This window comes from Streptomyces sp. NPDC043746, from assembly GCF_056436485.1.
Map to the genome: position 1 here is coordinate 34,785 of NZ_JBWKCM010000014.1, position 26,542 is coordinate 61,326.

General features: G+C 71.4%; 29 protein-coding genes. 15 read left to right on the forward strand and 14 right to left on the reverse strand.

Translation table 11 applies throughout. The features are described 5' to 3' along the window. Positions 1–10: 10 nt before the first annotated feature. The 4 genes from AC0682_RS17025 to AC0682_RS17040 all read left to right on the forward strand — a co-directional run bounded on the left by AC0682_RS17025 (position 11) and on the right by AC0682_RS17040 (position 3,264). Entirely contained in the window at positions 11–583 is a 573-nt protein-coding gene (locus tag AC0682_RS17025; RefSeq protein WP_478533626.1) for a hypothetical protein, read from the forward strand. A 54-nt stretch (positions 584–637) separates the two neighbouring features. Continuing rightward, positions 638–1,525 (forward strand): DUF2797 domain-containing protein, encoded by an 888-nt coding sequence (locus AC0682_RS17030; RefSeq protein ID WP_478533628.1) that lies wholly within the window; start codon positions 638–640, stop codon positions 1,523–1,525. A gap of 33 nt (positions 1,526–1,558) precedes the next feature. After that, the gene (locus AC0682_RS17035; RefSeq protein ID WP_478533629.1) at positions 1,559–2,440 is read left to right on the forward strand and encodes an amidohydrolase family protein; all 882 of its coding nucleotides are present in this window, start codon (positions 1,559–1,561) and stop codon (positions 2,438–2,440) included. A gap of 77 nt (positions 2,441–2,517) precedes the next feature. Then, positions 2,518–3,264 carry a response regulator transcription factor gene (locus tag AC0682_RS17040; protein WP_478533631.1) on the forward strand — a complete coding sequence of 249 codons (747 nt, stop codon included), beginning with the start codon at positions 2,518–2,520 and terminating at the stop codon, positions 3,262–3,264. A 236-nt stretch (positions 3,265–3,500) separates the two neighbouring features. On the opposite strand, the gene AC0682_RS17045 is transcribed toward AC0682_RS17040, so the two are convergent. Together AC0682_RS17045 and AC0682_RS17050 are read right to left on the reverse strand one after the other, a co-directional pair. Then, complete coding sequence (locus AC0682_RS17045; RefSeq protein ID WP_478533633.1) at positions 3,501–4,739, reverse strand: serine hydrolase domain-containing protein; 1,239 nt, start codon at positions 4,737–4,739, stop codon at positions 3,501–3,503. 101 nt (positions 4,740–4,840) lie between these two features. Further along, a complete protein-coding gene (locus AC0682_RS17050) occupies positions 4,841–5,698 on the reverse strand; it encodes an endonuclease/exonuclease/phosphatase family protein (protein WP_478533635.1) in 858 nt (285 codons plus the stop codon). A gap of 251 nt (positions 5,699–5,949) precedes the next feature. Here AC0682_RS17050 and AC0682_RS17055 point away from each other — a divergent pair, with 251 nt between their 5' ends. Beyond that, positions 5,950–7,662 (forward strand): MFS transporter, encoded by a 1,713-nt coding sequence (locus AC0682_RS17055; protein WP_478533637.1) that lies wholly within the window; start codon positions 5,950–5,952, stop codon positions 7,660–7,662. 164 nt (positions 7,663–7,826) lie between these two features. Next, entirely contained in the window at positions 7,827–8,612 is a 786-nt protein-coding gene (locus tag AC0682_RS17060) for a TetR/AcrR family transcriptional regulator (protein ID WP_478533639.1), read from the forward strand. A 75-nt stretch (positions 8,613–8,687) separates the two neighbouring features. On the opposite strand, the gene AC0682_RS17065 is transcribed toward AC0682_RS17060, so the two are convergent. The 5 genes from AC0682_RS17065 to AC0682_RS17085 form a co-directional block, all read right to left on the reverse strand. After that, a complete protein-coding gene (locus AC0682_RS17065; RefSeq protein WP_478533640.1) occupies positions 8,688–9,683 on the reverse strand; it encodes an NAD(P)-dependent oxidoreductase in 996 nt (331 codons plus the stop codon). After that, on the reverse strand, positions 9,683–10,153 hold the full coding sequence (locus AC0682_RS17070) for a PPOX class F420-dependent oxidoreductase (protein ID WP_478533641.1): 471 nt from the start codon (positions 10,151–10,153) through the stop codon (positions 9,683–9,685). Before AC0682_RS17070 ends, AC0682_RS17065 begins: the two co-directional genes overlap by 1 nt. Positions 10,154–10,217: 64 nt before the next feature. Further along, the gene (locus AC0682_RS17075) at positions 10,218–11,033 is read right to left on the reverse strand and encodes a YceI family protein (protein WP_478533643.1); all 816 of its coding nucleotides are present in this window, start codon (positions 11,031–11,033) and stop codon (positions 10,218–10,220) included. Between the two features lie 237 nt (positions 11,034–11,270). Further along, entirely contained in the window at positions 11,271–13,697 is a 2,427-nt protein-coding gene (locus tag AC0682_RS17080) for an MFS transporter (protein ID WP_478533751.1), read from the reverse strand. Between the two features lie 145 nt (positions 13,698–13,842). Then, complete coding sequence (locus tag AC0682_RS17085) at positions 13,843–14,355, reverse strand: MarR family winged helix-turn-helix transcriptional regulator (protein WP_254812086.1); 513 nt, start codon at positions 14,353–14,355, stop codon at positions 13,843–13,845. A gap of 259 nt (positions 14,356–14,614) precedes the next feature. Between AC0682_RS17085 and AC0682_RS17090 the strand changes: the two genes are divergently transcribed. Continuing rightward, entirely contained in the window at positions 14,615–14,830 is a 216-nt protein-coding gene (locus AC0682_RS17090) for a hypothetical protein (protein WP_478533645.1), read from the forward strand. 699 nt (positions 14,831–15,529) lie between these two features. On the opposite strand, the gene AC0682_RS17095 is transcribed toward AC0682_RS17090, so the two are convergent. The 7 genes from AC0682_RS17095 to AC0682_RS17125 all read right to left on the reverse strand — a co-directional run bounded on the left by AC0682_RS17095 (position 15,530) and on the right by AC0682_RS17125 (position 20,827). Further along, positions 15,530–16,396: an RNA polymerase sigma factor SigF gene (locus AC0682_RS17095; RefSeq protein WP_254812085.1), complete on the reverse strand. Its 867-nt coding sequence runs from the start codon at positions 16,394–16,396 to the stop codon at positions 15,530–15,532. Positions 16,397–16,630: 234 nt separating this feature from the next. Then, positions 16,631–17,488: an RNA polymerase sigma factor SigF gene (locus AC0682_RS17100; protein ID WP_254812084.1), complete on the reverse strand. Its 858-nt coding sequence runs from the start codon at positions 17,486–17,488 to the stop codon at positions 16,631–16,633. A gap of 312 nt (positions 17,489–17,800) precedes the next feature. Then, complete coding sequence (locus AC0682_RS17105) at positions 17,801–18,094, reverse strand: Dabb family protein (protein ID WP_030562785.1); 294 nt, start codon at positions 18,092–18,094, stop codon at positions 17,801–17,803. Positions 18,095–18,114: 20 nt separating this feature from the next. Beyond that, positions 18,115–18,279: a hypothetical protein gene (locus AC0682_RS17110; RefSeq protein ID WP_254812083.1), complete on the reverse strand. Its 165-nt coding sequence runs from the start codon at positions 18,277–18,279 to the stop codon at positions 18,115–18,117. A gap of 107 nt (positions 18,280–18,386) precedes the next feature. Beyond that, positions 18,387–19,001 carry a helix-turn-helix domain-containing protein gene (locus AC0682_RS17115; RefSeq protein WP_478533646.1) on the reverse strand — a complete coding sequence of 205 codons (615 nt, stop codon included), beginning with the start codon at positions 18,999–19,001 and terminating at the stop codon, positions 18,387–18,389. A 171-nt stretch (positions 19,002–19,172) separates the two neighbouring features. Next, on the reverse strand, positions 19,173–19,979 hold the full coding sequence (locus AC0682_RS17120) for a protein phosphatase 2C domain-containing protein (RefSeq protein WP_254812081.1): 807 nt from the start codon (positions 19,977–19,979) through the stop codon (positions 19,173–19,175). Positions 19,980–19,981: 2 nt separating this feature from the next. Next, on the reverse strand, positions 19,982–20,827 hold the full coding sequence (locus AC0682_RS17125; RefSeq protein ID WP_119825715.1) for a sigma-70 RNA polymerase sigma factor region 4 domain-containing protein: 846 nt from the start codon (positions 20,825–20,827) through the stop codon (positions 19,982–19,984). Between the two features lie 511 nt (positions 20,828–21,338). On the opposite strand from AC0682_RS17125, the gene AC0682_RS17130 reads away from it, so the two are divergent. The 8 genes from AC0682_RS17130 to AC0682_RS17165 all read left to right on the forward strand — a co-directional run bounded on the left by AC0682_RS17130 (position 21,339) and on the right by AC0682_RS17165 (position 26,444). Continuing rightward, positions 21,339–21,620 carry a DUF6284 family protein gene (locus AC0682_RS17130; protein WP_478533647.1) on the forward strand — a complete coding sequence of 94 codons (282 nt, stop codon included), beginning with the start codon at positions 21,339–21,341 and terminating at the stop codon, positions 21,618–21,620. After that, positions 21,617–21,901 carry a DUF6303 family protein gene (locus AC0682_RS17135; RefSeq protein ID WP_478533648.1) on the forward strand — a complete coding sequence of 95 codons (285 nt, stop codon included), beginning with the start codon at positions 21,617–21,619 and terminating at the stop codon, positions 21,899–21,901. Before AC0682_RS17130 ends, AC0682_RS17135 begins: the two co-directional genes overlap by 4 nt. Further along, a complete protein-coding gene (locus tag AC0682_RS17140) occupies positions 21,898–22,896 on the forward strand; it encodes a DUF2637 domain-containing protein (protein WP_435285357.1) in 999 nt (332 codons plus the stop codon). The genes AC0682_RS17135 and AC0682_RS17140 overlap by 4 nt, the downstream gene beginning before the upstream one ends. Then, the gene (locus tag AC0682_RS17145; RefSeq protein WP_478533650.1) at positions 22,893–23,249 is read left to right on the forward strand and encodes an RRQRL motif-containing zinc-binding protein; all 357 of its coding nucleotides are present in this window, start codon (positions 22,893–22,895) and stop codon (positions 23,247–23,249) included. Before AC0682_RS17140 ends, AC0682_RS17145 begins: the two co-directional genes overlap by 4 nt. Continuing rightward, the gene (locus tag AC0682_RS17150) at positions 23,236–23,406 is read left to right on the forward strand and encodes a hypothetical protein (protein WP_435285355.1); all 171 of its coding nucleotides are present in this window, start codon (positions 23,236–23,238) and stop codon (positions 23,404–23,406) included. The genes AC0682_RS17145 and AC0682_RS17150 overlap by 14 nt, the downstream gene beginning before the upstream one ends. 18 nt (positions 23,407–23,424) lie before the next feature. Further along, positions 23,425–23,781, forward strand: a complete 357-nt coding sequence (locus tag AC0682_RS17155; RefSeq protein WP_478533651.1) for a DUF6251 family protein — start codon at positions 23,425–23,427, stop codon at positions 23,779–23,781. A gap of 85 nt (positions 23,782–23,866) precedes the next feature. After that, the gene (locus AC0682_RS17160; RefSeq protein ID WP_478533653.1) at positions 23,867–24,190 is read left to right on the forward strand and encodes a hypothetical protein; all 324 of its coding nucleotides are present in this window, start codon (positions 23,867–23,869) and stop codon (positions 24,188–24,190) included. A gap of 85 nt (positions 24,191–24,275) precedes the next feature. Beyond that, on the forward strand, positions 24,276–26,444 hold the full coding sequence (locus AC0682_RS17165; RefSeq protein ID WP_478533654.1) for an FtsK/SpoIIIE domain-containing protein: 2,169 nt from the start codon (positions 24,276–24,278) through the stop codon (positions 26,442–26,444). Positions 26,445–26,542: the final 98 nt, after the last annotated feature.

Genomic DNA, 26,542 nt, shown 5'->3' on the forward strand with positions numbered 1-26,542 from the left:
AGGTTGTGGGATGGGATCGCGCAGGCACGGCCGGGTGCGCAGGTGGCAGGACGAGTGGTGGGCCGTGGGGCTGCTGGTGCTCGTGGTGTGGGTCGGTATCCGGCTGGCCTTCGACGGGTGGTCGGGGTGGCCCGGGATTCTGGCCGGCGGGCTCGTCTACGCCGGGTTCACGGCCTGGTACGTGATGCGGCGCCGACGCCGTGACGCCCGGGCGGTGGGGACCGAGGCCGCGCGCGTGCCGGAGCTGGAGCGCCGGATCGCGAGGAACGGCGAGCTGCCCGACGATCCGGCCGAGCAGGCCGCCATGGTCCGGTTGATCCGGCGCCGGGAGGCGAAGCTGCGGCGCCATCAGTGGTGGGCCTTCCCGGTGCTGGGGCTGCTTCTTCTTGGGACCCCGCTGCTCTGGTTCGCCGCCGGGAATCTGGTGGCGGGTGTGTGGGGGATCGGGTTCGGGGCGGCGTTCCTGGGGTGGATGGCCTGGTTCAACCGGCGTTTCGTCCGCCGCATGGCCGGGATGCGACGGCGGATCGAGGGCGTCGGGGCGCCCGGAGCTCCGGGGGGCGTTGTCACTGGCGGTCGTTAGCCTGGGCGGGCGGGCCCCGGTGTGGCGTGACGTGGCGGAGAGAGCGGAGTTCGGGTGGCCTTCGGGTGGCGGTGTACCGGGGTCGCGTGGTCGGGGGGCGGGCCCGAGCTGGGGTGGAGCCGGGGGCGGGAGCGGCGGGTGAGCGTTCTCGCGTACGGGAGCGGGCTCGGGTTCCGGGCCCTGGGGGAGCGGCACTGTGTGGGGGCCCGGGGGAACGAGTGCCCGCTGAAGGCCCTGGTGCCCGCGCGCTCCACCGGGGCCCGGTGCCCGGAGTGTGCGCGGCTGGACCGGGCCCACTCGGTGGCCGCCGACACCATGGTCGACGACCCGCGTCCGTACCGCGTCTATCTCGCCTGGTTCGGGCCCGGCCTGGTCAAGGTCGGCATCACCCGGGAGGAGCGCGGTGGGGCACGGCTGCGGGAGCAGGGGGCCGTGGCGTACGCCTGGCTCGGGCGCGGGCCCCTGATGGCCGCCCGGCGGACCGAGGAGGTGGTACGGGCCGCCCTCGGGGTGCCGGACCGGATCCCGTACGCCCGGAAGCGGGCTGTGCGGGGGCAGCTGCCGGGCGAGCGGCAGCGGTTCGGCGAGGTGGCGGAGCTGTACGGGCGGGCCGTGGGGCTGCAAGGGCGCGGCTGGCCCGAGTCGTTGGAGCCCGTTCCGCTTGAAGTCGTCGACCATGCGGCGATGTTCGGGCTCCACCGGTCGGCCGGTGCCACGCGGGCCGTGAGGGAGCTGGTCGACGGGGGTGTGGTCGCGGGTCGGCTGGTGGCCGCCGCCGGGCCCGATCTTCACCTTGCGGTGGACGAGGGGGGCGTGGTCGTGCTGGATACGCGGTTGATCACCGGGTGGGAGCTGGCGGCAGTGGACCCGGAGAGGAAGAGCGAAGCAGGGGTCCCGCTCATCGACATCGCGGGCGGTGGCGTGCAGGGTGGGTTGTTCTGACCTTGCCCGACGAGCCCCTGCGAGGAGCTGCGTGTGCAAGACGCCGGCCTTGACGTCGTGCGGTTCCGGGAGCGGCTCGGGCTGCCCGGGATCATCGACGTCCACACCCACTTCATGCCCGAACGGGTCCTGCGCAAGGTCTGGGCCTACTTCGACTCCGTCGGGCCGCTCACCGGGCTGGAGTGGCCGATCACCTATCGGCACGAGGAGGAGCAACGGCTCGCCCTCATCAGGTCGTTCGGGGTGCTCCGCTTCACCTCCATGCTCTATCCGCACAAGCCCGGCATGGCCCGCTGGCTCAACGGCTGGGCCGCCGACTTCGCCGCCCGGGTGCCCGACTGCCTGCACACCGCGACCTTCTTCCCCGAGGAGGGCGTGGAGGTGTACGTGAAGGAGGCCGTCGAGAGCGGGGCGCGGGTCTTCAAGTCGCACCTCCAGGTGGGCGCGTACGACCCCAACGACCGGCTGCTGGAGCCTGTCTGGGGGCTGCTCGCGGAGGCGGGGGTGCCCGTCGTGACGCACTGCGGGTCCGGGCCCGCGCCGGGGCGGTTCACCGGGCCCGGGCCGGTCGGGCGGCTCCTCGCGCGCCATCCCCGGCTGCGGCTGATCGTCGCGCACATGGGGATGCCGGAGTACGGGGAGTTCCTGACACTGGCGCAGGCGTATCCGCAGGTGCGGCTCGACACGACGATGGCGTTCACCGACTTCAGCGAACGGCTCGCCCCGTTCCCGGCCGGTGAGCGGGGGCGGCTGGCCGATCTCGGGGACCGGATCCTGCTCGGGACGGACTTCCCGAACATCCCGTACCCCTACGTCCACCAGCTGGAGGCCCTGGAGCGGCTCGGGCTGGGGGACGAGTGGCTGCGCGCCGTCTGCCACCGGAACGCGGAGGGGCTGTTCGGGCCCTTCGCCTGACAGCCGGGACCTGCTTTCTCAGGCAATTCACAGAAACGGGTCAGGCTTCTCTCACGGGCGCCTCACAGGGTGGTCCCATGACGACGACGACCGCGCCCCAGGGGCGTACCGAAGTGCTCAGGCCGGACCGTGCGCCCGTGCGCGTCCTGGTCGTGGACGACGAGGCTCCGCTCGCCGAGCTGCTCTCGATGGCCCTGCGGTACGAGGGGTGGGAGGTGCGCTCCGCGGGTGACGGGGCCGGGGCCGTGCGGGCGGCCAGGGACTTCCGCCCGGACGCGGTGGTCCTGGACGTGATGCTCCCGGACACGGACGGGCTCTCGGTCCTGGGCCGGCTCCGGCGCGACCACTCCGACGTGCCCGTCCTCTTCCTCACCGCCGGGGACGGAGTGGAGGACCGGATCGCCGGGCTCACGGCGGGCGGAGACGACTACGTGGCCAAGCCGTTCAGCCTGGAGGAGGTGGTGGCCCGGCTGCGCGGGCTGATCCGCCGCTCGGGCGGGGCGCTCGCGGCGGAGCGCAGCCGGTCGACACTCACCGTCGGGGACCTGGTGCTCGACGAGGACAGCCATGAGGTGAGCCGGGGCGGGGACGCGATCCACCTGACCGCCACGGAGTTCGAGCTGCTGCGGTTCCTGATGCGCAACCCGCGCCGGGTGCTGAGCAAGGCGCAGATCCTGGACCGGGTCTGGAACTACGACTTCGGCGGCCAGGCCAACGTCGTCGAGCTGTACATCTCCTATCTCCGCAAGAAGATCGACGCCGGACGGACGCCGATGATCCACACCCGGCGCGGGGCGGGATATCTGATCAAGCCCGGTGAGTAAGGGCTGTGCCGCGGCGGCCGTGGACCCTGCGGGCCCGGCCCGTCGTCTCCTCCCTCTCCCTGATCGCCGTCGTCGCGGCCGTCGTCGGGTCCGTCGGCGCGATGAGGGAGGCGTCACCGAGGTCACGGTCGGCCGTGCCGCCTCCTACAGCTCGACACAGCCGATGAGTTGATGGTCCGGGGCATACGGGCCGGGGGCCGGGGTCGGGCCCGGTCCCCGGAGGTCGGGGGCCGGGCTCAGAACCCGGCCGCGTACGTCCAGAAGTCCCGCATCAGCCGCGGTGCGGCGGGCCCGGCCAGCTCCAGCTGCGTGAGCAGGACGGCGACCGTGCCGGTGGACGGGATGACGTGGGCCGATGTGCCGGTGCCGCCGAGCCAGCCGTAGCGGCCGAGTACGTTCCACGGGGCCGTGATCTCCACGTCCACCGAGCCGCCGAAACCCCACCCCTGGCCCTCCGTGAAGAGCCCGCTCTCCGCGCGCTGGGCCGGGGTGAGGTGGTCGGTGAGCATCTGGCGCACGGACTCGGCGCTCAGCACCCGCCGCCCGTCGTCCGCCAGGCCCCCGGCGAGCAGCATCCGGCCGAAGGCGTACCAGTCGTCGACGGTCGAGACCAGGCCGCCGGCCCCCGAGGGAAAGGCGGGTGGCCGGCTCCACTGCCCGTCGGGCGCGTCCACCAGCTCCAGCCCGCCTTCCGGGCCCCCCTTCCGCACCCGGTAGTAGCTGGTGAACCGGTCCAGCGCAGCGGGGGCCACGGAGAACCCGGTGTCCGTCATGCCGAGCGGCTCGAACAGCCGCTCCGCCAGGTACGCGGGCAGGGGCCGGTCGGCGGCGCGGGAGACGAGGACCCCGAGGATGTCGGAGCAGGTGTTGTAGAGCCAGCCGTCGCCCGGCTGGTGGAGCAGCGGGATGCGGGAGAGCGCGGCCATCCAGGCGTCCGGTCCGGGCACGGTCTGCGGCTGGGGCGGGCCCTGTTCCAGCTCGGTGAACAGCGGGGCGACGGCCGGGAGGGAGAAGTCGGACGGGAAGCCGTACCCGGCCCGGAAGGTCAGCAGGTCGAGGACGGTGATCGGGCGCACCGCCGACACCACGTCGTCCACCGGGCTCCCCGGCGTGCGGACGACCAGCGGCGAGGCCAGCTCGGGGAGCCAGGCGGCGACCGGATCGGCGGGGGCGATCACCCCGTCGTCGACCAGGGTCATGGCGGCTGCCGCGGTGATCGGCTTGGTGATCGAGGCGAGCCGGAAGATCGAGTCCCGCCGCAGGGGAGGGGCCGGGGCCCGTCGTGTGGGGTCGGCCCCGGCCGGGGCTCCCGCCCCGGCTGCCCCGGCCTCCGCGAAGGCGGACGAGCCCGCCGTCACCACCTCCACGCGGTCGCCCCGGGCGACCAGCGCCACCGCGCCCGGCGCCGATCCCGCCGCCGAGCCCCCGGCGATGTGGGAGTCCAGCAGTTCCTGCAGTCCGTGCGGGGTGCTCATGGTCGGCCCTTCTGCGGTACGCGTGTTCTGATGTAGGACGTCCCCGGCCGTCGAAAGGAAGCGGCCCGGGCCCGAATGGTGACGTGGGGACCCTCCCGCACTCACCGCCCCCGCAGCACCAGGTCCGCCACGACCGCCCGGTGGTCCGAAGCGTGGGGTGAGGCGGCGCTCTCCGGCACCCACGCGCGGCGCACCGCGGCCGTCCCCTTCGCCACCGTCACGTAGTCGATCCGCTTGACCGGGTCCTGGGCGGGGAAGGTCGGCGCCTTCGGATCGGCGTCCGTCAGCCCCTCCCACAGCGGGGCCAGCTCCGGGGCGCCGGGCTCCGCGTTGAAGTCGCCGAGCAGGATCTTCGGACCCCGGACCCCGGCCATGATCCGCCGGGTGTCGGCGACCTGGGCGCTGCGTACGGAGGGGTCGGGGCGGTAGTCCAGGTGGGTCACGTACACGTGCACGGGCCGCCCCTTCACCCGTACGACGGCCTCCGCGAACCCCGGGGCGGGGGCGGGGGCCGGGTTCGGGTCCTGGGTCGAAAGGCGGGTGATCTCGTGGTTCTCGGCGCTCACGATCCGGTGCCGGGACAGTACCGCCACCCCGAACTCCGCCCGAGAGCCGCCCGGTTCGGCCGGATCCAGGCTGTAGATCGGGGCGAAGAACACGTACATGCCCAGCCGCTCTGCCAGCTCGTCCGCGAGATCGCGCCACTCGCTGCGCGTACCCCAGTGCCGGTCCACTTCCTGAAGGCCGATCACATCGGCTTCCAGCAGGCGGAGTTCGTCGGCCTGCCGGTCGAGATCGAAGACGTTGTCCATGCCTGCCCCGGCGTGGATGTTGTACGTGGCCACCCGCAGCGGCACCTCGCGGGCGGGCATGTTCGCGGCGGCGGGCGGCGAGCCGGCCATCGCGCCCGACAGGGCTGCGGTGAGCAGGAGTCGGGCGATGCGGGGACGCGGTGACATGGCTCTCTCCGGTCGGGTCGGCGGGGATCGCGCACAGGCGTCGGAACCGTACCGCTCGGGCCGGGCGGGGCCCACCGACACGACCGGGGAGGCGTCCGCAATCGACTTGTACGCCGTACAAGACCTGTCTTACGCTGTACAACGTCCACGTCCTGTACACCGTACAACCGGCGGGGCCGCGCTCGATCCGCCACGACCCCATCCATCGCGCCGGAGCCCTGCGACCCCGCGACCCAGGAGAGAGAGTCCGCATGACGGCGCCCGCCGCACCGCGAACCGAACCGGCCCCCCAGGGGCATCCGCAGCGCTGGCTGATCCTCGGCGTCATCTGCCTCGCCCAGCTCACCGTGCTGCTCGACAACACCGTCCTCAATGTGGCGATCCCCTCCCTCACCACGGAGCTGAGCGCCTCCACCGCCGATGTGCAGTGGATGATCAACGCCTACTCGCTCGTCCAGTCCGGTCTGCTGCTCACGGCGGGCAGCTCCGCCGACCGCTACGGGCGCAAGAAGATGCTGGTCGTGGGGCTCGCCCTGTTCGGCATCGGCTCGCTGGCCGCCGGACTCGCCCAGTCGTCCGGCCAGCTCATCGCGGCCCGTGCCGGGATGGGGGTCGGGGGAGCGCTGCTGATCACCACCACGCTCGCCGTCGTCGTGCAGATCTTCGACGACTCCGAGCGGGTCAGGGCGATCGGCCTCTGGGCGACCGTCAACTCCCTCGGGTTCGCGGCGGGCCCGCTCGTCGGCGGGATCGTGCTCGACCACTTCTGGTGGGGCGCGATCTTCCTCATCAACATCCCGGTCGCCCTGATCGGCCTGGTCGCCGTCGTCCGGCTCGTACCGGAATTCAAGAACCCGCGCGGGGAGCGGCCCGACCTGCTCGGCGCGCTGCTCTCCACGGTCGGGATGTCGGGGGTCGTGTTCGCGATCATCTCCGGCCCCGAACACGGCTGGTCGTCGGCCCGGGTGGTGGCGACGGCGTTCACCGGGGCCGTGGTCCTGGCCGGGTTCGTCCTGTGGGAGCTGCACATCCCGCACCCGATGCTCGACATGCACTTCTTCCGGAACCAGAAGTTCATCGGAGCGGTGGCGGGCGCGATCCTGGTCGCCTTCGGGATGGGCGGCTCCCTCTTCCTGCTGACGCAGCACCTTCAGTTCGTGCTCGGGTACGGGCCGCTGGAGGCGGGTCTGCGGACGGCGCCGATGGCGCTCACCGTGGTCGCCCTGAACCTCACCGGCCTGGGCGCCCGGCTCGTCCCGCGCCTGGGGACGCCCGCCACGATCGCGGCGGGGATGAGCGCGCTGGCGGCCGGTCTCGCGGCCATCGCGGTGCTCGGCCGGCACGGCTACTCCGGGATGCTGCTCGGCCTGGTCGTGATGGGCGCGGGGATCTCCCTCGCCATGCCCGCGATGGCCAACGCCATCATGAGCGCCATCCCGCCGCAGAAGGCCGGGGTGGGCGCGGGCGTCAACGGCACGCTGGCGGAGTTCGGCAACGGGCTCGGCGTCGCCGTGCTGGGCGCGGTCCTGAACATCCGCTTCGCCGCCCTCGTACCGGCCGCTGTGGGTGCCGCGTCGCTGCCCGCCGCACTGGCGGCCGCCGACGGGCCGGGGGAGCGCACGGTCATCAAGGACGCGTTCGCCTCGGGCCTGGAGGCCAGCCAGCTGGTGGGCGCGGCGGCGGTGCTGGCGGGCGGCCTGCTGGCGGCGCTGCTGCTCCGCCGGGCCGAACGGGCGGAGGCGGCGGCGGGCCGGACCGTGAAGCCCGGTCCGGCGGGGGAGAACGGTCGGACGGTTGAGGCCGGGGCTGCCCAGCAGCCCGGTCCGGTGGGGAAGGCCGGTCAGACGGGGCAGTCCGGTCGGGCGGGGAAGGCCGCTCAGGCGGGGGACGTCGTGAAGACCGGGGCCGGTGAGGGGCCTGAGACGGGCGGAGGGCGGGCAGACTCGACGGGATCGGCGGCATAGCATCGGGGGGACGCGTGTACCGGACGGTAAGCATCCGGTACGTCGGCCTCCCTGACAGCCGGTAGCCGACAGTCGGCAGGGCCGTACGGCGGGGGCGGCCCCGCAAGGGCAGGACCGAACCGTACCGGCGGGGGCTGCCCCGCAAGACGAGGAGAGTGTGCGCCATGGTGTCCGCGTCCGACCCCGCGAAGAGCCCCGCTCGGACCAGCGTGTGGCTCGACCGACGGACCCCGTCGCGCTCCCGCCGCACCGAGTCTCCGGCGGGCCTGGACCGCAACCGGATCACCGAGGCGTCCGTACGGCTGCTGGACGCCGAGGGGCTCGCCAAGTTCTCCATGCGCCGGCTCGCCGCCGAACTGGACGTCACCGCGATGTCCCTCTACTGGTACGTCGACACCAAGGACGACCTCCTGGAGCTGGCGCTCGACTCGGTCTACGCGGAGATCACCCCGCCGCGCGAGGACGCCGACTGGCGGGACCGGCTGCGCGAACTCGCCCGCAGCTACCGCGAGCTGATCGTCCGGCACATCTGGATCTCCCCGCTCGCCGGGACCTTCCTCAACATCGGCCCGAACTCGATGCTGTTCTCGTACGCCGTGCAGGACGTCGTCCGGGCCACCGGTCTGCCCCTCGAACGGCAGACGGGCGCGCTCTCGGCGTGCTTCCAGTTCGTGTACGGATTCGGCACCGTCGAGGGCCACTTCAAGGCGAGGTGCGACGCGACCGGGCTGACGGAGGACGAGTACCACCGGCACGCCATGGGCACGATCCGGGCCCAGCCGCACCTGCGGAAGATCGTCGAGTCCTCCGACGAGCTGATGGCGGCCCGCGGCGGCGACACGGTCGAGGAGATGCGCGAGCGGGACTTCGTCTTCGCGCTGGACCTGCTGATCGCGGGCATCGAGGCGATGTGCGACCGCACGGGCTCCCCGACGACGACCGCGCAGTGACCCGCTCCCGCCCCCGCCCTGATCTCCCCCACCGCCCCCGCCCCGGCCTCCCCCACCGCCCCCGCTCGGGCCCCCTCAGTAGCCCCGCCCCGTATCCACCGCCAGCTCCGGCCGCCGCCCCGCGGCCACGGCCTTCCAGCAGGCGGCGAAGTCCTGGGCCACGTCCTCGTCCGCGGTGATCCCCGCGGAGTGCGACGTGATGACCGTACGGGGCAGTCGCCAGACCGGGTCGTCGGGCGCGGCGGGCTCCTCGGGCAGGACGTCCAGTACCGCGCGCCGCACCCCACCGCCCCGCAGCGCGCCCTCCAGCGCCACCGCGTCCACGGTCGCGCCCCGTCCCACGTTGACGAACGTGGCACCGCGCAGCGCGGCGAACCGGCCCGCTCCGAAGAAGCCCTCCGTCGCCCCGGTCAACGGCAGCGCGGCGACCACCCACCGTGCCCCCGCCAGCTCCTCGGCCTCCGCGCCCGGGTCCTCCTCCGCCCCGATCACCCGGTCGAAGCCCGCCGGGGGCGCCCCGGTCGGCGCGGTACGGGCCACCCCCACTGTGCGCACCCCGCAGCCGCGCAACAGCCCGGCGACGGCCCCGCCGACGCGCCCGGTGCCGTAGACGAGGGCGGTCTGCCCGGCGACCGGCTCCGTGGGGAGCCGCCGCCACTCGGCGCGGGCGTGCTGGGCGACGTACTCGGGTACGGCCTGGCACTCGGCGAGCACCCAGCCCAGGACGTACTGGGCGATCCGCTCGCCCATCCGCCCCACGGTCCGGGTGAGCAGCGCCCCGGCGGGCCACGGACCCGCGGCGAGGAGCGGGTCGGTACCGGCGTTGACGCTGTGGAACCAGAGCAGCCGCCCGGTGCGCAGCGCATCGGGCCGTACGGCCCCGACACAGAGAAGCGGGCCGTCGGGCGTCCCCCCGCCCCCCGACCGCTCGGCACCCCGCCCGGTGATCCGCTCCAACTCCCGTACGAGCGGGGCACTCAGCTCGGGCGTGACGAGCAACCGGGCCCGCGCGAGAACGTCCGGCGCGGGCACACCCCGGCCCAGCCCCGACACCGCCCCCGGGCCGGGCATCAGCGCCCCGGCGCCAGGTGCGCCGGAAAGCCGCCGGTCGCGACGGGCCCCCAGCGCTCCGGGGTGACCCGGATGATCGACTTGCCCTGCTTCACCATGGCGGCCCGGTACTCGTCCCAGTCCGGGTGCTCACCGGAGATGTTCCGGAAGTACCCGACGAGCGGCTCGACCGAGTCCGGGGCGTCGAGCACCTCCGCCGCACCGTCGATCTGCACCCACGGCCCGTCCCACTCGTCGGAGAGGACGATCACGCTGACCCGCTCGTCCCGCTTGGCGTTCCGGGTCTTGGCGCGCTCCGGGTACGTCGACATGACCAGCCGCCCCGCGTCGTCGACTCCGCAGGTCAGCGGGGAGCCCTGGGGGCGGCCGTCGGCCCGGGTGGTCAGCAGGACCGCCCGGTGCCGGGGGCGTACGAACGCCAGCAACTCATCCAGGTCCACCGTGGTGTTGGTCGCGATCCGAGGGGCCATGGGCACCACCCTACGGCCGGCCGCGACTCCGCCGGCGGCAGCGGACCGCCGGATCCCCGCCGCGCTATCCCGGCAGGGCCTCGCCCTGGACCGCCTGGATGTCCAGCTCCACGCGCAGGGTGGTCCCGATGGCGGAGATGCCGGCCTGGACGACCTGGTTGTAGTTCATCGCGAAGTCGTCGCGGCGCAGCTCGGCGGTGGCGTGGAAGGCGGCGCGCACCCCGCCCCACGGGTCCGGCCCGGTGCCGAGGTAGTCCAGGTCGAGATCGACGGGGCGGGAGACACCGCGCATGGTCAGCTCGCCGTGGACGGTCCAGCGGTCGGGGCCGGCCGGGGTGAGGCCGGTGGAGCGGTAGGTGATCTCCGGGTAGCGGTCCGCGTCCAGGAAGTCGGGGGAGCGCAGGTGCTTGTCCCGCATGCCGTTGCCGGTGTCGATGCTGGCCGCGCCGATCACCGCGTCGACCCGGGAGCGGGAGACGTCCGCAGCGATCTCCATGCGGCCGGTGAAGTCGGTGAACCGACCGTGCACGCTGGAGATCCCGAGGTGCTGGGCGACCGCGCCGACCGAGGAGTGGGCCGGGTCCAGCGACCAGGCGCCCGGCGGGGGCAGCTCGATCCCGCCCTGGCGGGCCAGGACGATCTGCCCGCCCTCGATCCGGCCGCTCGCGGTGACGAGGGCGGTGGAGGCGGCGGGGGCGTAACCGACCGCCGTGACGATCACCGTGTACGCGCCTGCCGGCAGGGACCCGTCCGTGCGGACGGCCCCGTCCTCGTCGGCCGCGGCCCGCAGCACCTGGGTGCCGGTCGTGTCGGTGACCGTCACGACGGCGTGCTGGACCGCCCAGCCGTCCCGCGTCCGTACCTGTGCGCGAAGTCCCATACGTATCTCCCTCTCCTGCTCCTGGCTCCATGGCCCGGGGGCCACATGAGTCGGGCCCCGGGGCGGGTACGGCAGGCCGTCCCCTGCCTGCCCTACCCGCCACCGGGGCCCCTTTCCACCCGGCCGCGACAGCCTCTCCGCAAGAAGTACCGCCCGACCAGGGGTCTTTGCGATCCCTTCACGTGTTCACGCGCTCTCCCCCGGGGGGCTCGCGCGTGCGTAGGGGATACGGATCAATCACTCACCCGGGTGCGCGAGTTCGATGTCGTGGCCGTCGACGCCCTTGCCGCTGACCGTCAGCGCGCCCGCCACCGGCGGGTAGCCGGTCGCGACGACGGAGTAGTCACCCGCGTCCAGGTCGGTGAAGGCGTACGCCCCGTCCTCGCCGGTCGTCGCGGTGGCGACGACATTGCCCGCCGCGTCGATCAGCGTGACCCGGGCGTCGGCCAGCGGACTCTGGGCCGCCCCGGCCCGTACGGTGCCCCGGACCAGCGCACCGGCCCGCAGTGCGGCCTCGACGCGGGTGACGCCCTGCCCGCCGATCTCCACCGGCAGCGCGAGCGGGCGGAACCCGGCAGCGTTGACCGCGACGGTCACAGGGCCCGGGACCAGCTCGCCGAACGTGAACTCGCCCGCCCCACCGGACGTTCCGGTGGCCAGGACATCGCCCCGGACGTCGGTGACGACGACCATCGCGCCCTCGACCGGCGTACCGGATGCGGCGGCACGCACGGTTCCGGCCAGTCCGCTGGTACCGGCGAGCAGGATGTCGAAGGCCAGCTGCTCCGGGCCGACGACCACCGTGGATGCCTGCGGCTGGAAGCCGTCGGCGGAGGCGATCAGGACGTAGCTGCCGGAGCCCGGCGCCTCCAGGGCGTAGCCGCCGTCGTCCCGGGCGACGGACCGCCCGAGCTGGCGGCCGTCCAGCGAGATCAGGGTGACGGCGGCACGGCCGACCGGAGCCCCTTCGACGCCGCGCACGACGCCGTGGACGGGGGTGCCCCGGCCGGAGCCGTACGAGGTGACGGCGTCGGCGTCGAAGGCGCCCCTGTCGGGGACGGCCGCGCCCTCCGGGACGAGAGCGGCGGCACCGGCGGCGGCCGGGACCTCCGCCTTCACAGGAGAGGTCCCCGAGGCGTCCTCTTCGGGAGCGTTCCCGGTGGCGCTGCTCTTCAGAGCGACCTCCTTGATGAAGAGCGTCACGATGAAGGCGGCCAGTGCGCACGGGGCGGCGTAGAGGAAGACGTCACCGACGCCGTGCCCGTACGCGGCCTCCATGACCAGCCGGAAGGGCTCGGGCAGCTTGTCCAGGTCGGGGATGCCCCCGCCGCCGGTACCGCCGTGGCCGAAGGCGGCGCCCTCGGGGCCCAGTGCGGCGAGGCCGTCCTTCACGTAGTGGGTGACGCGGTTGCCGAGGACGGCACCGAGCGCCGAGACGCCGATCGCACCGCCGAGGGAGCGGAAGAAGGTGACGACGGAGCTGGCGGAGCCGAGGTCCTCGGGGGCGACCTGGTTCTGTGTGGCGAGGACCAGGTTCTGCATCATCATGCCGATGCCGAGGCCCATGACGAACATGTAGGTGGCGACGTGCCAGTACTCGGTGTCGTACCGGATGGTCCCGAGCAGTCCGAGCCCGGCCGTGACCAGGACCCCGCCGCTGACCAGCCAGGCCTTCCAGCGGCCGGTCTTGGTGATGATCTGGCCGGAGACGGTCGAGGAGAGGAAGAGCCCCGCGATCATCGGGATGGTCATGACGCCGGACATCGTCGGTGACTTGCCGCGCGCGAGCTGGAAGTACTGGCTGAAGAAGACCGTGCCCGCGAACATCGCGATGCCGACGAAGAGCGAGGCGACGGAGGCGAGGGTGATGGTCCGGTTCCGGAAGAGGCGCAGCGGAATGATCGGTTCGGCGGCACGCGACTCGACGAAAACGAAGACCAGGCCGAGCAGCACCGAGCCCGCGACCATCACGTACGTCTGCCAGGACAGCCAGTCGTACTTGTCGCCCGCGAAGGTCACCCAGATCAGCAGCAGGGAGACGGCGGCGCTGATGAAGAACGCGCCGGCCCAGTCGACCTTGACGCCCTCGCGCTTGACGACGGGGAGCTTCAGGGTCTTCTGGAGCACGATCAGGGCGATGACGGCGAACGGCACACCCACGTAGAAGCACCAGCGCCAGCCCATCCAGCTGGTGTCGGTGATGACACCGCCGAGCAGCGGGCCGCCGACGGTGGCGACCGCGAAGACGGCGCCCAGGTAGCCGCTGTAGCGGCCGCGCTCGCGCGGGGCGATCATCGCGGCCATGACGATCTGCGCGAGGGCGGAGAGACCGCCGACGCCGATGCCCTGGACCACGCGGCAGGCGATGAGCATGCCGCTGCTGGTGGAGAGCCCGGCGACGACCGAGCCCAGCACGTAGATGATCAGGGCTATCTGGACCAGCAGCTTCTTGCTGAAGAGGTCCGAGAGCTTGCCCCAGAGGGGGGTGGTGGCGGTCATGGCCAGCAGCGAGGCCGTGACGACCCAGGTGTAGGCGCTCTGGCCGCCGCCGAGGTCGGAGATGATCTCGGGGAGGGCGTTGGAGACGACCGTCGACGACAGGATCGCGACGAACATGCCGAGCAGCAGCCCGGTCAGCGCCTCCATGATCTGGCGGTGTGTCATCGGCGCGCCGGCGGAGGCGCCGGAGCCGGGGGAGCCACCGGGGCTCGCGTGGCCGCCGTGTCCTCCGTGCTTGGCGTGGCCGCCCCGCACACCGGTCGGTGTGGTCGTAGCCATTGAGTTCCTTATCCGTGCGTATTTGCTTCTGTTACACAGGTGTACGGGTGTACGCGTCGTCGATCGGGCCGTTCCGGCACTCGCCGGAGTGGCTTCCGGGGGCGCAGCCACCGGGTCCGCGACAGGCGAAGCTGTCGCGGAGCCGGGACAGCAGTTCGTTGAGCCGGCCGACGTCGTCGTCGGACCAGTCCGAGAGGTTGCGGGCGAACACATCGGTGGTCCGCCGCGTCAGCTCGTCGAGCTGTGCGTGGCCGCCGGCGGTCAGCCGCAGGATGCGGGACCGCTTGTCCGCCGGGTCGGGGGACCGCTCGATCCAGCCGTGCTCGGCCGCATGGGCCACGTGGCGACTGGTCACCGAGAGGTCCACGGCCATCAGTTCGGCGAGTCTGCTGAGCCGCATCTCGCCGTGCCGGTCCAGGAGCGTCAGCACGGCGGCGGAGCCCCCGGGGCACTCGGGGGGCAGTGCGCGGGCGAGCCCCCGCTTGACGGCCCCGACGGCGCTGAGCTGCCGGGCCAGTTCCTCGTACCGACTCCGCGCGGCCACGGAACCTCCAGCGCACCGATGTCTGTGTTGCCGGCCGTATCGCCGACCATGTTGTTGCTTAGGGCAACCATAGAAGCCGTTGGTTGCTACAGGCAAACGAAAATGGCCTTGCAGAAGTAAAGGAACGCCAAAGCCTCCGTAGCCCCCCGGTCAAGCCCGCTCATTTCCGTGTTCCGCCGGGCTCCACCGCTGGTCGGGCGGACCGCCGGACGGCCCCGGGGGTTGGGTGGCAGGCCCGGGTTCGCTAGGGTCCTGCCCCATGGCACACAACCCCCACGCCCCTCAGCCGGGCCCCGAGGGCACCCCTGATCCGGCGGGCAGCACGCAGATGTTCCGCGCCTTCGTCGACGAGGGCGAGCCGCAGCGCCGGGCGCAGCCGGCCGCGACCTCCTCCGGTCCGAGAGTCGGGGTGATCGCGGCGGTCGTCGCGGTCGTCGTCGTCCTCGGCGCGGTGGCGTGGCTCGCCCTGCGCTGACCTGACCCGACCGCACGCCACGCATCCGTACGGCCTCTGCACGGCCTTCGTGCGGCCTTGTGCGGGGCCGGTACGACCTCTGTACGGGCCCGTACGAGTCCCGTATGACCCGTACGAGTCCCGTACGACCGGAACGCCCGTGGGGCGGACGGCGGACCCGCCCTCGCGCGCCCGCTGCCAGCTCCACGGGCGTTCTCCTTTTCCCCGGGGTCCTGGCCGGGCCTGCTCTCGGCCCAGTCGATGCCGAGAGCCCCGATGGCGCGCGTGGCGAAGGTGATGGCCCCGGAACGGGCCGGTGAGCCACCGGTGTTGCCGAACGCCACGGGCACCCCCTCGCACCAGCGCCTGCCCGTCGGCGCCCGCCGAGGAGCGCTGAGGATCAGGGCGGCGGGGGCGGGAGGGGGAGGAGGAGTGCCGGGGCCGCCTCCGCTGCCGGGACGGGGGTCGGGGCTGCCGCGGGGCGAGGGCTCGGCGGATCTGTCCGGCTTGGACCACCCAGGGGGCCTGGCACCTCGGGGGCCTCGGGGCTCCGGTCGGGAGGCCGCCGCCCAGGCGCAGCGCGGCCGCCGAGGCGCGATCAGGGTGCCTCGGCGGCCGAGGGGCCATGGTGCGGGACCGTGCCCCGGGGTCTGAGGCGCCTGACGTCGTATCGCGCCACTGTGGTTGACGTACCGTCACACCCCAGACCTCGTACGGGCCTCAGTCGGAGATGAGCCCTTCCCGGAGCTGGGCGAGGGTGCGGGTGAGCAGCCGCGAGACGTGCATCTGGGAGATGCCGACCTCCTCGCCGATCTGCGACTGGGTCATGTTGGCGAAGAACCGCAGCATGATGATCTGCCGCTCGCGCGGGGCGAGTTTGGCCAGCAAGGGCTTGAGGGACTCGCGGTACTCGACGCCCTCCAGCGCCGCGTCCTCGTAGCCGAGGCGGTCGGCGAGGGAGCCCTCGCCGCCGTCGTCCTCGGGGGAGGGGGAGTCGAGCGAGGAGGCGGTGTACGCGTTGCCGACGGCGAGGCCGTCGACCACGTCCTCCTCGGAGACGCCGAGGGCCCGGGCCAGCTCGGGCACGGTCGGGGAGCGGTCGAGCTTCTGGGCCAGCTCGTCGCTGGCCTTCGTCAGCGCGAGCCGCAGTTCCTGGAGGCGCCGGGGGACCCGGACGGACCAGGAGGTGTCGCGGAAGAAGCGCTTGATCTCGCCGACGACGGTGGGCATCGCGAAGGTCGGGAACTCCACGCCCCGTTCGCAGTCGAACCGGTCGATCGCCTTGATCAGGCCGATCGTGCCGACCTGGACGATGTCCTCCATCGGCTCGTTGCGGCTGCGGAACCGCGCCGCGGCGTACCGCACCAGCGGGAGGTTCAGCTCGATGAGTGTGTCCCGCACGTAGGTCCGCTCCGGACTGTCCGTTCCGTCGGGACCCGAGGCGGGGCCGAGCGCGGCGAGCCGCAGGAACAGGGAGCGGGACAGAGTGCGGGTGTCGATGGCTTCCGGCGAGCTGGTGAGCACGGCGGGTGCCGGCACGCTCTTGGTGAGCGTGAGCACCTTCGAGCTGCCCTGTTCTTCGGACATGCCACCCCCTTGAGGTCGCGGACGGTCGCGGTGGCCGCGACCATCGGAGGAACGCAGCCTCCACCTGAATACCGGAGGCGGGGCTGCGGCAAACGCGCTTCGAGCAGAATGTCACATGTCGGCAACACGCTGTAGTGACTTGTCGACATCTCAACGCCGAATCCGCCCTGGAAACAAGGGGTGTGAGCCTTTTATGCCGTCAGAACCGCCGTCTTGAGGGTCTACCCGATCCGGTTACGCCTCGATCCTGTTTGCGGACCTCAGTCGGGCGAAACTTCTGGCCAGGAGCCTTGACACATGCATCTGGGAGACGCCTAGTTCGGCGCTGATCTGAGACTGGGTCAAGTTGGAGTAGTAGCGCAGGAGAAGAATGCGCTGCTCGCGTTCGGGGAGCTGGACCAGGAGGTGGCGTACGAGGTCGCGGTGCTCCACTCCGGCGAGCGCAGGGTCCTCGTAGCCGAGCCGGTCGAGGAGGCCGGGGAGCCCGTCGCCCTCCTGGGCCGCCTCCAGGGAGGTGGCGTGGTACGAGCGCCCGGCCTCGATGCAGGCGAGCACCTCGTCCTCGGAGATCTTCAGCCGCTCGGCGATCTCGGCGGTGGTGGGGGAGCGCCCGTGAGCGGTCGTCAGGTCCTCGGTGGCGCCGGTGACCTGGACCCAGAGTTCGTGCAGCCGCCGGGGGACGTGGACGGTGCGGACGTTGTCGCGGAAGTAGCGCTTGATCTCGCCGACGACGGTGGGCATCGCGAAGGTGGGGAACTGGACGCCGCGTTCCGGGTCGAAGCGGTCGATGGCGTTGATGAGGCCGATGGTGCCGACCTGGACGACGTCCTCCATCGGCTCGTTGCGGCTGCGGAAGCGGGCGGCGGCGTACCGGACGAGGGGCAGGTTCGCCTCGATGAGGGCGGCCCGGACGCGCCCGTGCTCCGGGGTGCCCGGCTCCAGCCCCTTGAGTTGGCCGAAGAGCACCTGGGTGAGGGCTCTGGTGTCCGCCCCGCGGGTTCTGGCGGGCGGGGTGGTGGGGTCCGGGGTCTCGGTCTGGATCTCGTCGGCGGGGGCGGCCTGGGGGGCGTGCCCGGGGCCTTTGGGGGGCATGCCGGACGAGGCCGCCTGCGGGGACCCCGGGGCACCCTGAGGTCCCTGGGAGGCGGCCGAGGGCGGCTGGACGGACTGGGGTGGCACTTGAGGCGCTGTACTGGCCGGCACGGTGACGCCACCCCTTCGTGGTCAACTACGGTCAACTCATCCGTCAAAAGCGGTCATAGCATCACAAGACATGTCCACTGTGTGCAAGCACCGCAAAATGTCGTGTTGACGGCATAAGGGGGTTTAAACCCAACAAAAAAACCCCTCACCGAAGGGCGAGGGGCGGCTGATCCGGCTCGTGGGTCAGCCCATGAGCAGGGGTCAGAAGGGGTAGTCCGCGATCACCCAAGTGGCGAATTCGCGCCACTGGCCGGCGGCGGCCTGGTGGGCGGGGTGCTCGATGTAGCGCTTGAGGGCGGCCTCGTCGGCGACGGCGGAGTTGATGGCGTAGTCGTACGCGATCGGCCGGTCGGTGATGTTCCAGGCGCACTCCCAGAACTCCAGCTCCGGAACCTGCCCCTCCAGCTCCCGGAAGGCGCGGTCCCCGGCGACGACCCGCGGATCGTCCCGCTCGACGCCCTCGTTCAGCTTGAACAGGACCAGGTGGCGGATCATGGGTACCCCTACGGTTTTCGCTACTTCACCAGTTCGGTCATGAAGTCGCCGACGCTCTGGGCGGCGTTGGAAACGCCCTCGAACCCTACCCCCACCAGCTCGGCGGACCGCTTGGGAGAGGTGATGATCGTGTACAGCACGAAGACCACCACTATGTAGAGCGCGATCTTCTTCGCTTGCGCCACTGTCCTTGCCTCCCCGTAGACCCCGCCCGAACCCAGCGTGCGATCGGCAGATTGTATCCGCACGTATGGCCGTATCCAGGGGCCGCTTCAGCGCACTGACGCCCTCTTTAAGGCCTTACGACCCGCCGATCGGGGCCTTTTGCCCACAGAAACACCTTCTGCGTCCCGGCAGGATGGACCCGAGGCCTCCGGCCCCGGCAGGAACCGGAGCCCTCGGAACAGGCACCCACTGTGGGCTGCCGCCGCGCGAATCCCCCTGACCGCGACGGCAGACCGGGCCCCTGTTCCCACCGGGGGAAGCGGCTTGTCCCCCGATGCCGCTTCCCCCGACCTACTTTCCCTCGCGACACTCCTGGGATCGATGCGATCTGCCACGCTCGGATGGTCGTCGCCTCTGCCTCAAGGCTGATCAAGTCCTGGTAGACCGGGGACAGAACCCTTCGGTAGGACTGCCACCATCCGCGCTGCCCTCCCTCTCGGGTGAGGCAGATGATGTCGCGGCGCAGCTCGGCTTGGGCGACCCCGTAGAGGTCCAGAAGGAGTTCGACGTCCGAAGCGGAAGCGGCGTTGCGGGCTGTCTCGATGCGCGACAGCGTCGGTCGGCCCCGCCCGGCGGTACGTCTCCGAGCGCCGCAGGCGCCGTAAAAGCAGAACACCCTCTCGATCGCGTTTCCGCAGATCGAGAGGGTGTCAGAAGCGGTAGCGGTGGGATTTGAACCCACGGTGACGGGTTACGCCACACTCGCTTTCGAGGTCTGTTCATGCAGTTTGGGGCGCGATCCGGGACAGTCCGCCGCCGTTCATTCCCGTACCCGGGGCCCTTGCCCGGTCTCCGGTGAACGCCTCCGAACGACGGTGAATGAGACGGAAACTGAGACGCTTGCCCAGAGGGTCTACCACTGACAGAAGGCAACGGATGCGTCGTCACCCGACTTGTACCGGGGCCACCGTCGCCCCGTCGGGTCCGTAGCTTCGACGGCCCTCACTGTGTCGATGAGTGCACCGGGGCCACCATCTCTGAGCGTAGTGAAGACCTCAGTCCACGTCGCCGCACCGTACTCCGTAACCAGCCGTGACACTCCGTCTGACATGACTGCCACGCTACGCAGATCCTTGACAGCGGTGGTGCCCGTGATCACGTGGTCAGCCGCTTCCGGACTGGCAGAAGCCACCCAATAGCCACCGCTGGTGTTGCGGGTCTGGCGCTGAGCAGACACGAAGCGTCGCAAAGCTTCCTTGTGCTCCGCAGTGTTCGTCTCGTGTTGTTCCACTTCAGCGCGTAGGTCGGGCAAGATGCTGTCGACGCGGAGGTCTGTGATCACGGTGTAACCCTCCTGACCTTCGAGAACCACAGGTGAGTCCGCGAGGACCAAGTGATCGAGGTATTCATCTCGCTGACGTACTACAGCGACCGTCGCGGACGGGGTGCCAGGGTTACTCAGGTCGCACTCGCGATGGGATGCGGCGACCCGGTCGAGTGCTTCGGCTAGGGCGCTCTTGAGCGACACATCAGGGGTGGCCAGCGCGGCCATGAGCTGGCCGCCGAGGTGCGCGACGTACCAAGGGACGCCGTGGCGACACCCTGTTTCGAGCCCCGCCGTACTGAGACCATCCAGCACGATGGCGACCGATGGTGTGCTGGCTACCCAGTCTTCGTTGGGGGCGGGCCCACCAGAGCGGGTCTCGATGGCGATACGCATGTTCACCTCTCGTGTTGGTAGAGCGGGGTTACGCGCTTGCTTTCCAGCACTTCGAGCGTCTTCGGGTTGTACCTGCACGAAATGAGCGTCGAGAAGCGGCGAGTGCGGACCGCCCGGTAGAGGTCAGCCAGGTTGTTTTCGAGGAAGTGCACGACCCCGTTGGCTCCGATGGCGTGGATACCTGCGATGTAGAGGAAGGTGCCCTTCCCATCGAGCCGGGGCAGTCGACCCAGGTACCCGACATCGCCGGACGTGCCATCTTCGTCCTGGGGGGACCGGTATTCCGTTGCTGTCTTCTGGTCCACCAGATGCCAGGCTCGATCCTTCGCGAACCGCAGGTAGTCGTCCCCTTCGAGAACCTGCGCCACGATGGGGGAGAGCCGGGGCCCGCAGATCACCACGTGGTTGTCCCGGTTGAGATTGACAATCCCGCTCGGTGGAATCACCTCGTACTGAGTGTCCAGCTTCATTCCGCCCAGCAGGGTGCGCAGGTGCTCGAAGTTTTCGAGGTCCTCCCGGACAACGACCTCACTCGGCTGCTGATCGGGTGTCTTCCCGGCCTCATACTTCCCGCCCAGCGACACCGTGACCTTGGCGGTCCCGAAGAACGCGCGCTCGGGCGGGGGGCCAGCGGACGCGAGTTGCCCGACGCGCCCACGCGTCACCCCAAGTCGCTTCGCGATCTCCGTTTGGGTCATGCCCGCCGCCTGAGCCTCTTCGATCGCTTCACGCCGTACGCGGCCCAGCTCGTTGATGTGGGTCTGGTAGCGCGCCAGTAGGTCGATCGCAGCTTTGGCGCGGTCCACAGGGTCCGCGATTCCAGCGACCTTCTGCATCTCGTCTTGCACGGTGCTCCCATCGTTGCTTAGGGGGTCTATCGAAGCGTATCGCGAGTGGGGGTTGCGCGCGATCGTGAGGTTGCTTACTGTACCTAGCAAGCGCAGGGGATAGCCCCCCTAAGCGGCACTTGGGTGTGGCTTTGGCGGCTGCTTGACCTGCGCGAATGGGTGTCAAGTCTTCGGATCTGACGCCAAGGGGCCCGGGTTGGATCGGGCCGAGGCGACCGGCGCCTTGTCAGTCCGGATGGCTTAGACCGCAAGGTCACGTCTCCATACGCCTACAACGCGGCCATGCAGCGCTACCTGATACGGGCGCTGCACCCGCGAAGGAGACATCGCACCAACTCAACTCCGCAGCACGCGCTGCGGCCGGTTGCCTCCCCCGCCCGTCCGGACTGCCCTTTCGGCGGTGCCGTACGGGCGGGGTTGAGGGGAGCCGGATGGTTCCAACGGCGAGACCCCCGGAGGTGCAACTCCAGGGGTCTCTGTGAGCCGTTCCTGTGTGAGAGGAACTGACCCAATGAAGAGCATCGCAGCACTTCAGGTGGCCGTTACGGTCGCCGCCCCGTTCGACGGTGAGCCGTCGGACGTTGAGCTGGACGCGATCGAGCTGGAGATGCCCGCCATCCTCGCGGACGTCGCCCTGCTGGACGCGCAGATCATGACCATCGACCGCACCCCGACCGAGCTGGACCACCAGCGCATCCGGCGGGCTCGGCGGCGGGTGCTGGCCGCCCGCCGGGACCTGGCCAACCGCACCGCCGCCGCGTCGGACGTCCCGGTGTCGGGGGGTGCGGCGTGAGTGAGCACACCGCGCAGATGTCTATCCGTACCGGCAGGTGGACCCTGTACGTCGCCCTCATGGGTGTGCCGGTCTCGCAGTGGCCGGAGCACCGCTTCGGCACCGGAGTAGTGCCGACCCCGGCGGAGCGTTCACGGGCGCTCACCGGGCTCGGGTTCGTGTTCACGGACGGGGCCGAGTGGATGTGGGAGGAGTACCCGGAGCAGCCGGGCGACGACACGTCGCCGGTCCTGCTGCTGGCCTCGATCCGGGTGCGTTCACAGGACGGGGGCTGGTCGTGAACAGTGTTCAGATCCGTTCAGCGGAACGCGCCCTGTCGGTCGGGACGTGGTTGATCGTGGGCGGGGCGATGCTGTTCTCCATCCTCACGGTCACGCCGCTGATGGAGCGCCACAGCCCCACCGGGTGGGAGTGGACGGCCCCGATCCTGCCGCTCGTGGTGGACGCGGCGGTGGTGATCGTGGTCCGTCTCGACTCGGTCCTGGCCGCCATGGGTGGGGACGGGGGCCGGTGGCCCATCGCGCTGCGGTGGATGACCGGCGCCATGACCCTGGCCCTGAACATCGCTGACAGCGCGCTGAAGAAAGACCTGGTCGGCGTCGCGGTCCACTCGGTCGCGCCGCTGCTGCTGATCGTCACGGCCGAGACTGGTCTCGCCTATCGGCGGGCCATCACCACTGCCCGTACCGCCCGCGAAACCCAGCTCAACGCTGAGCGTGCGGAGCGGGAGCGGGCCGCCGATGAGCGCCGGGAGGCTGCTGAGCGTCGGCGGCGTGAGGAGCGTGAGCACGTGGCCCAGTTGGGGCGTGAACAGCGTGAACACGAAGCCATGTTGGCCCGTGAGCAGACCGCTCGGGAAGAGGCCGCGCGGCGTGAGGAGCGTGAGCGTGCCGAGGCGAAGGAGCGGGCCGAGCGGGAAAACCGTGAGCGCCGTGAGCGCGAGCGTGAACAGCGTGAGCGTGAACGCACCGAGCGGGAGACGGCACAGCGGCGGGAGCGGGAGGCCCGTGAACGCCGTGAACGCGAGCATGAACAGCAGCGGGCCGAGCGTGAACGTCAGGCTCTGCTGGCGGCCGGGCCCGCCGATGTGAAGCAGGGCGAGGAGCAGGCGCGGGCCACGGTCCGGGCCGCCTTCGAGGCAGGTCTGCCGATCCGGCAGGCGGCCGAGCTGTGCGGCTGGTCGGTCGGGTGGGTGACCGCCCGCTACCAGGAACACCGCGACACCACCACCGACGTCGTCGCTCCTGCTCTGGACCTTGAAGGGGCCACCGCATGAGCACCCTGCCCACCTACCGGTGGCGCCTTGCCCCCGATGGCCTGGCCACCCGCCGTCAGCTCCGCGCGATGGGGTTGCGACCGGGTGGTCAGGAGGTGGTGGCGGAGGTTCACCGCCCCCGCCGCCGACGGCCCCCGCTGGTCGCCTACCTCTACCGCATCGAGCACGCCCGCCCCGTCCGGCCCATGACCCCGGCCCGCGCCGCCGCTCTGGCGGCGGCGATGCTCGCCCGCCGCACTTGCCCCAACTGCCTTGTGGATGTGGGGTATTGCATTCCGCGGTCGCTCGGCATGTGCGTCCCCTGCCACGACACCCCCGCTTCCTCTGAAGGGAACCGCCGTGTCCTTGCGTGAACGCCTCACCCGCCGCATCCACGCCGCCGGACTCCGCATCGCCGGAGAGCCCGGGGGCCGGGCCGCGAACGTCCTGACCAGCCTGCTCGGGCTCGGCCGGATCGAGCTGTGCACCAACCCGGCCTGCATCGACTGCGCCCCCGCCCCGACCACCTGACCCGGAAGGACCGAAGCCGTGAACCACCTTCCCGAACCCCGACCCCCGGTCGTCCAGCTCCCGGACGGCACCCCCGCCTACACCGACCACCTCCCCACCACCTACCAGCAGTCGGCGCCCGTGCCGCAGGTGGTGCACGTCCACCACGCACCCCCGGACCGGACGGTGCAGCGCCTCGCGCTCGGCTCCGGCATCGGCGCCGGGACGGTGGCCGCCGGGGTCTACTTCGGGCCCCTCCTCGTCGGCGTCCTCACCGCCATCGCGGCGAACCTGGCGATCCTCGCCCTGGTCGCCGCCGTGTGCGCCTGGGGTGTCGTGACCGTCGTGAAGTCGGTCGGCGGCAAGAGCACGCCGACCGGCCGCGAGCACCGCTGACGGCTGCCCGCGTCGCCCCGGACCACGGTCCGGGGCGGCAAGGGGAGCCGGACAGACCGGCTACCGCCCATCTGGGAGGTTCGCTGTGTACAGCTACACCAAGGCCGAGTCCCGTGAGCGCCGCCGCCTGTTCGTGAAGGGGCTGCGGCAGTCCGCCGCTGACTGCCTGGACCCGGAGATCCGCCGGCGGATCGAGCGCATCGACCAGTCCGCCGCCGAACGCGGCGCCCAGGAGCTGGCCGCCCTGCACAAGGTGCAGGCCGACGCCCGCCACGACCTCGCCGCCGCGAAGGCCGCCGAGCGCACCGCGCCCCGTGCCGAGCGGGCCGCCGCGAGGGAGGCCCGCAAGCAGGCCGAGCAGCGCGTGCGCCTGGCGGAGCGGGCCGTCCACAAGGCCGAGCAGTCCTGAACAGGGGGCGGCCGGACCCGGCCAAGGAAACCGGCCGCCCCCTTAACCCCAATTCGTATTACTGAGCAGGAGAGGCACGTTCATCATGACCGAACCCGTCAGCACGGTCCCCGTCATGGGGACCGTGCACCACCTCGATGACCACCGTCCCACCGCCCCCGACACCGCCAAGCCGGTGGTGTCCCTGGTCAAGGCCCCGGCCACCGACGCCGCCGACGGGGAGGTGGTGGAGGCGGTCGACCGGGCTGACAACCCGTTGGCCGACTGGCTGGCCGTTCCCGACGCCCCTGTGCTTCCGGCGTGGGCGCGGTCGGCCGCGTCCATCAAGGCCAATGCCGCCGCTCTGTGCCGCTTGTCGTGGTGGCATGCCCGGTATCACGCGGTGCGTACGCCGAAGTACCTGGTGAAGACGGTGCTGCTGGCGGCGCGGGGGTTCTACCGAGCGGCGGTGGGGCTGTGGCCGACGCTGTCCGCGCAGGATCACAGTGCGGTGGTCAAGGCGCTGCGGGCGCAGTCCAAGGCCCGTCCGGAGGATGTGGAGCTGGCCGCCCGGTTGCAGATCGCTCACGGCATCCGTACCCGTACGCGCCGTTGGCGGTTCGGGGCGGCGGCTGTGGGGGTGGCCGCCGCCGCGATCGGTATCGCTCTGGCACCTCCGGCGCTCCAGACCGGTATCGCCACCGCCGTCATCACCCCCCTCGCCTACCTGGGGCGGGGGAAGGAAACCCAGTTTCTGGATCAGGGTGTTCCGCCGCTGCGGGTGGACATGTCCGCCCAGCAGCTCAACGACGCTCTGCGTGCTGCCGGTCTCCTGAAAAGCGGCCGGGGCGGTGACGACGAGGGTCCGAAGGTCTCTTGTTCGATGGGCCCGGTCCGTGACGGCCGTGGCTGGGCAGTGATCTTCGACCTTCCCCGGGGCGGGGGCAAGACCGCATCCGATGTGCTGGCGAAGCGGGAGGTCATCGCCCAGGAACTCGGCGTGGACGAGATCCAGGTCATCATGTCCCGGGTGCGGGCAGCGAAGGGCGGCAACGCCGGGCGGGTCAGCATGTGGGTCGCGGACGATGACCCCTACCTCGGGGCCCTGAACCCCTCCCCGTTCGTGTCGGCCGAGCGGTTCTCCATCTGGGACCCGGTCCCCTTCGGACAGGACGCGCGCGGGACCCGGGTCAACATCCCGGTCATGTGGCAGTCGATGTTCTTCGGCGGTCTGCCCCGCCGGGGCAAGACGTTCTCCCAGCGCCTCCTGACCGCCGCCGGGCTGCTCGATCCGTTCGTGCGGCACTACGTCGCGGACGGCAAGGGCGGCGCGGACTGGATGCCCATGAAGGCCGTCGCCCACCGCCTGGTCATGGGCGCGGAGGACGATGCGATCGAGGCCCTGAAGGCCATGCTCGCGGAGCTGCTGACGGAGATGGAACGGCGGTTCGCGCTGCTGCGGGACCTGCCCACCTCCGTCTGCCCGGAAGGGAAGCTGACGCCGGACATCGTCGCGAAGTACAACCTGCCGGTCATCTTCGTCACCATCGACGAGTTGCAGGAGTACTTCACCGCGATGGAGCGGGAGGACCGCGAACAGGTCATCAACGACCTGTGCCGCATCGCCCGACGCGGTCCGGCCGCCGGGTTCATCAGCAACTTCGCCTCCCAGCGGCCCGACGCCGACAGCGTGCCCACGAAGCTGCGGGAGATCATCACCATCCGGTACTCGACTCAGGTCGTGGACCGGGCGTCCTCCGACATGGTGCTGGGCAAGGGCAAGGCCGCCCAGGGGGCCGACGCCTCCGTGCTGTCCGAGGAGCACAAGGGCGTCGGGGTCCTGGTGACCGGCCCCGCCTCCTACGTGACCGTGCGGGCGGACTACCTCGACGGCCCGGCGTTCGCCGCCCTGTGCCGCAAGGGCCGGGTCCTGCGCGAGGAGACGGGACAGCTCACCGGAGAAGCCGCGGGCGATGTCACCGCCGCTGCCGACGCCGCAGGCATCACCGTCCCCGCCATCGTCTCCGACACGTTGGAGGTCATGCGCCACAGCCCGCGCATGTTCACCACCGACCTCCTCAACGGACTCGTGAACCTCGACGAGGACGAGTACGGCGACTTCAACGCCGAACAGCTCGCCGCCGCCCTCGAAGCCGCCGGGGTCAAGCGGACCAGCAAGCAGGTCAAGATCAGCGGCAGCAACGGCGCCGGATACCAGCGGCGCGACATCGAAGCCGCCGTCCCCGCCGAAATCCTCCTCAGCACCGGCAGGTAGAGGGGGCACCCCCTACCCCACCCCCATCACACACCCCCGCCCGGGGCCGGTTCGGCATGGTCCGGCACCGGCCCCGGGTAACGGGGGCCCTTTACCCC

Excerpts from the sequence above, each read along its gene's own strand:
- AC0682_RS17025 (WP_478533626.1), top strand. The coding sequence starts at position 11 with ATGGGATCGCGCAGGCACGGCCGGGTGCGCAGGTGGCAGGACGAGTGG.
- AC0682_RS17040 (WP_478533631.1), top strand. The coding sequence starts at position 2,518 with ATGACGACGACGACCGCGCCCCAGGGGCGTACCGAAGTGCTCAGGCCG.
- AC0682_RS17045 (WP_478533633.1), bottom strand. The coding sequence starts at position 4,739 with ATGAGCACCCCGCACGGACTGCAGGAACTGCTGGACTCCCACATCGCC.
- AC0682_RS17050 (WP_478533635.1), bottom strand. The coding sequence starts at position 5,698 with ATGTCACCGCGTCCCCGCATCGCCCGACTCCTGCTCACCGCAGCCCTG.
- AC0682_RS17055 (WP_478533637.1), top strand. The coding sequence starts at position 5,950 with ATGACGGCGCCCGCCGCACCGCGAACCGAACCGGCCCCCCAGGGGCAT.
- AC0682_RS17060 (WP_478533639.1), top strand. The coding sequence starts at position 7,827 with ATGGTGTCCGCGTCCGACCCCGCGAAGAGCCCCGCTCGGACCAGCGTG.
- AC0682_RS17065 (WP_478533640.1), bottom strand. The coding sequence starts at position 9,683 with ATGCCCGGCCCGGGGGCGGTGTCGGGGCTGGGCCGGGGTGTGCCCGCG.
- AC0682_RS17070 (WP_478533641.1), bottom strand. The coding sequence starts at position 10,153 with ATGGCCCCTCGGATCGCGACCAACACCACGGTGGACCTGGATGAGTTG.
- AC0682_RS17075 (WP_478533643.1), bottom strand. The coding sequence starts at position 11,033 with ATGGGACTTCGCGCACAGGTACGGACGCGGGACGGCTGGGCGGTCCAG.
- AC0682_RS17080 (WP_478533751.1), bottom strand. The coding sequence starts at position 13,697 with ATGACACACCGCCAGATCATGGAGGCGCTGACCGGGCTGCTGCTCGGC.
- AC0682_RS17090 (WP_478533645.1), top strand. The coding sequence starts at position 14,615 with ATGGCACACAACCCCCACGCCCCTCAGCCGGGCCCCGAGGGCACCCCT.
- AC0682_RS17095 (WP_254812085.1), bottom strand. The coding sequence starts at position 16,396 with ATGTCCGAAGAACAGGGCAGCTCGAAGGTGCTCACGCTCACCAAGAGC.
- AC0682_RS17100 (WP_254812084.1), bottom strand. The coding sequence starts at position 17,488 with ATGCCCCCCAAAGGCCCCGGGCACGCCCCCCAGGCCGCCCCCGCCGAC.
- AC0682_RS17105 (WP_030562785.1), bottom strand. The coding sequence starts at position 18,094 with ATGATCCGCCACCTGGTCCTGTTCAAGCTGAACGAGGGCGTCGAGCGG.
- AC0682_RS17120 (WP_254812081.1), bottom strand. The coding sequence starts at position 19,979 with ATGCGTATCGCCATCGAGACCCGCTCTGGTGGGCCCGCCCCCAACGAA.
- AC0682_RS17130 (WP_478533647.1), top strand. The coding sequence starts at position 21,339 with ATGAAGAGCATCGCAGCACTTCAGGTGGCCGTTACGGTCGCCGCCCCG.
- AC0682_RS17145 (WP_478533650.1), top strand. The coding sequence starts at position 22,893 with ATGAGCACCCTGCCCACCTACCGGTGGCGCCTTGCCCCCGATGGCCTG.
- AC0682_RS17165 (WP_478533654.1), top strand. The coding sequence starts at position 24,276 with ATGACCGAACCCGTCAGCACGGTCCCCGTCATGGGGACCGTGCACCAC.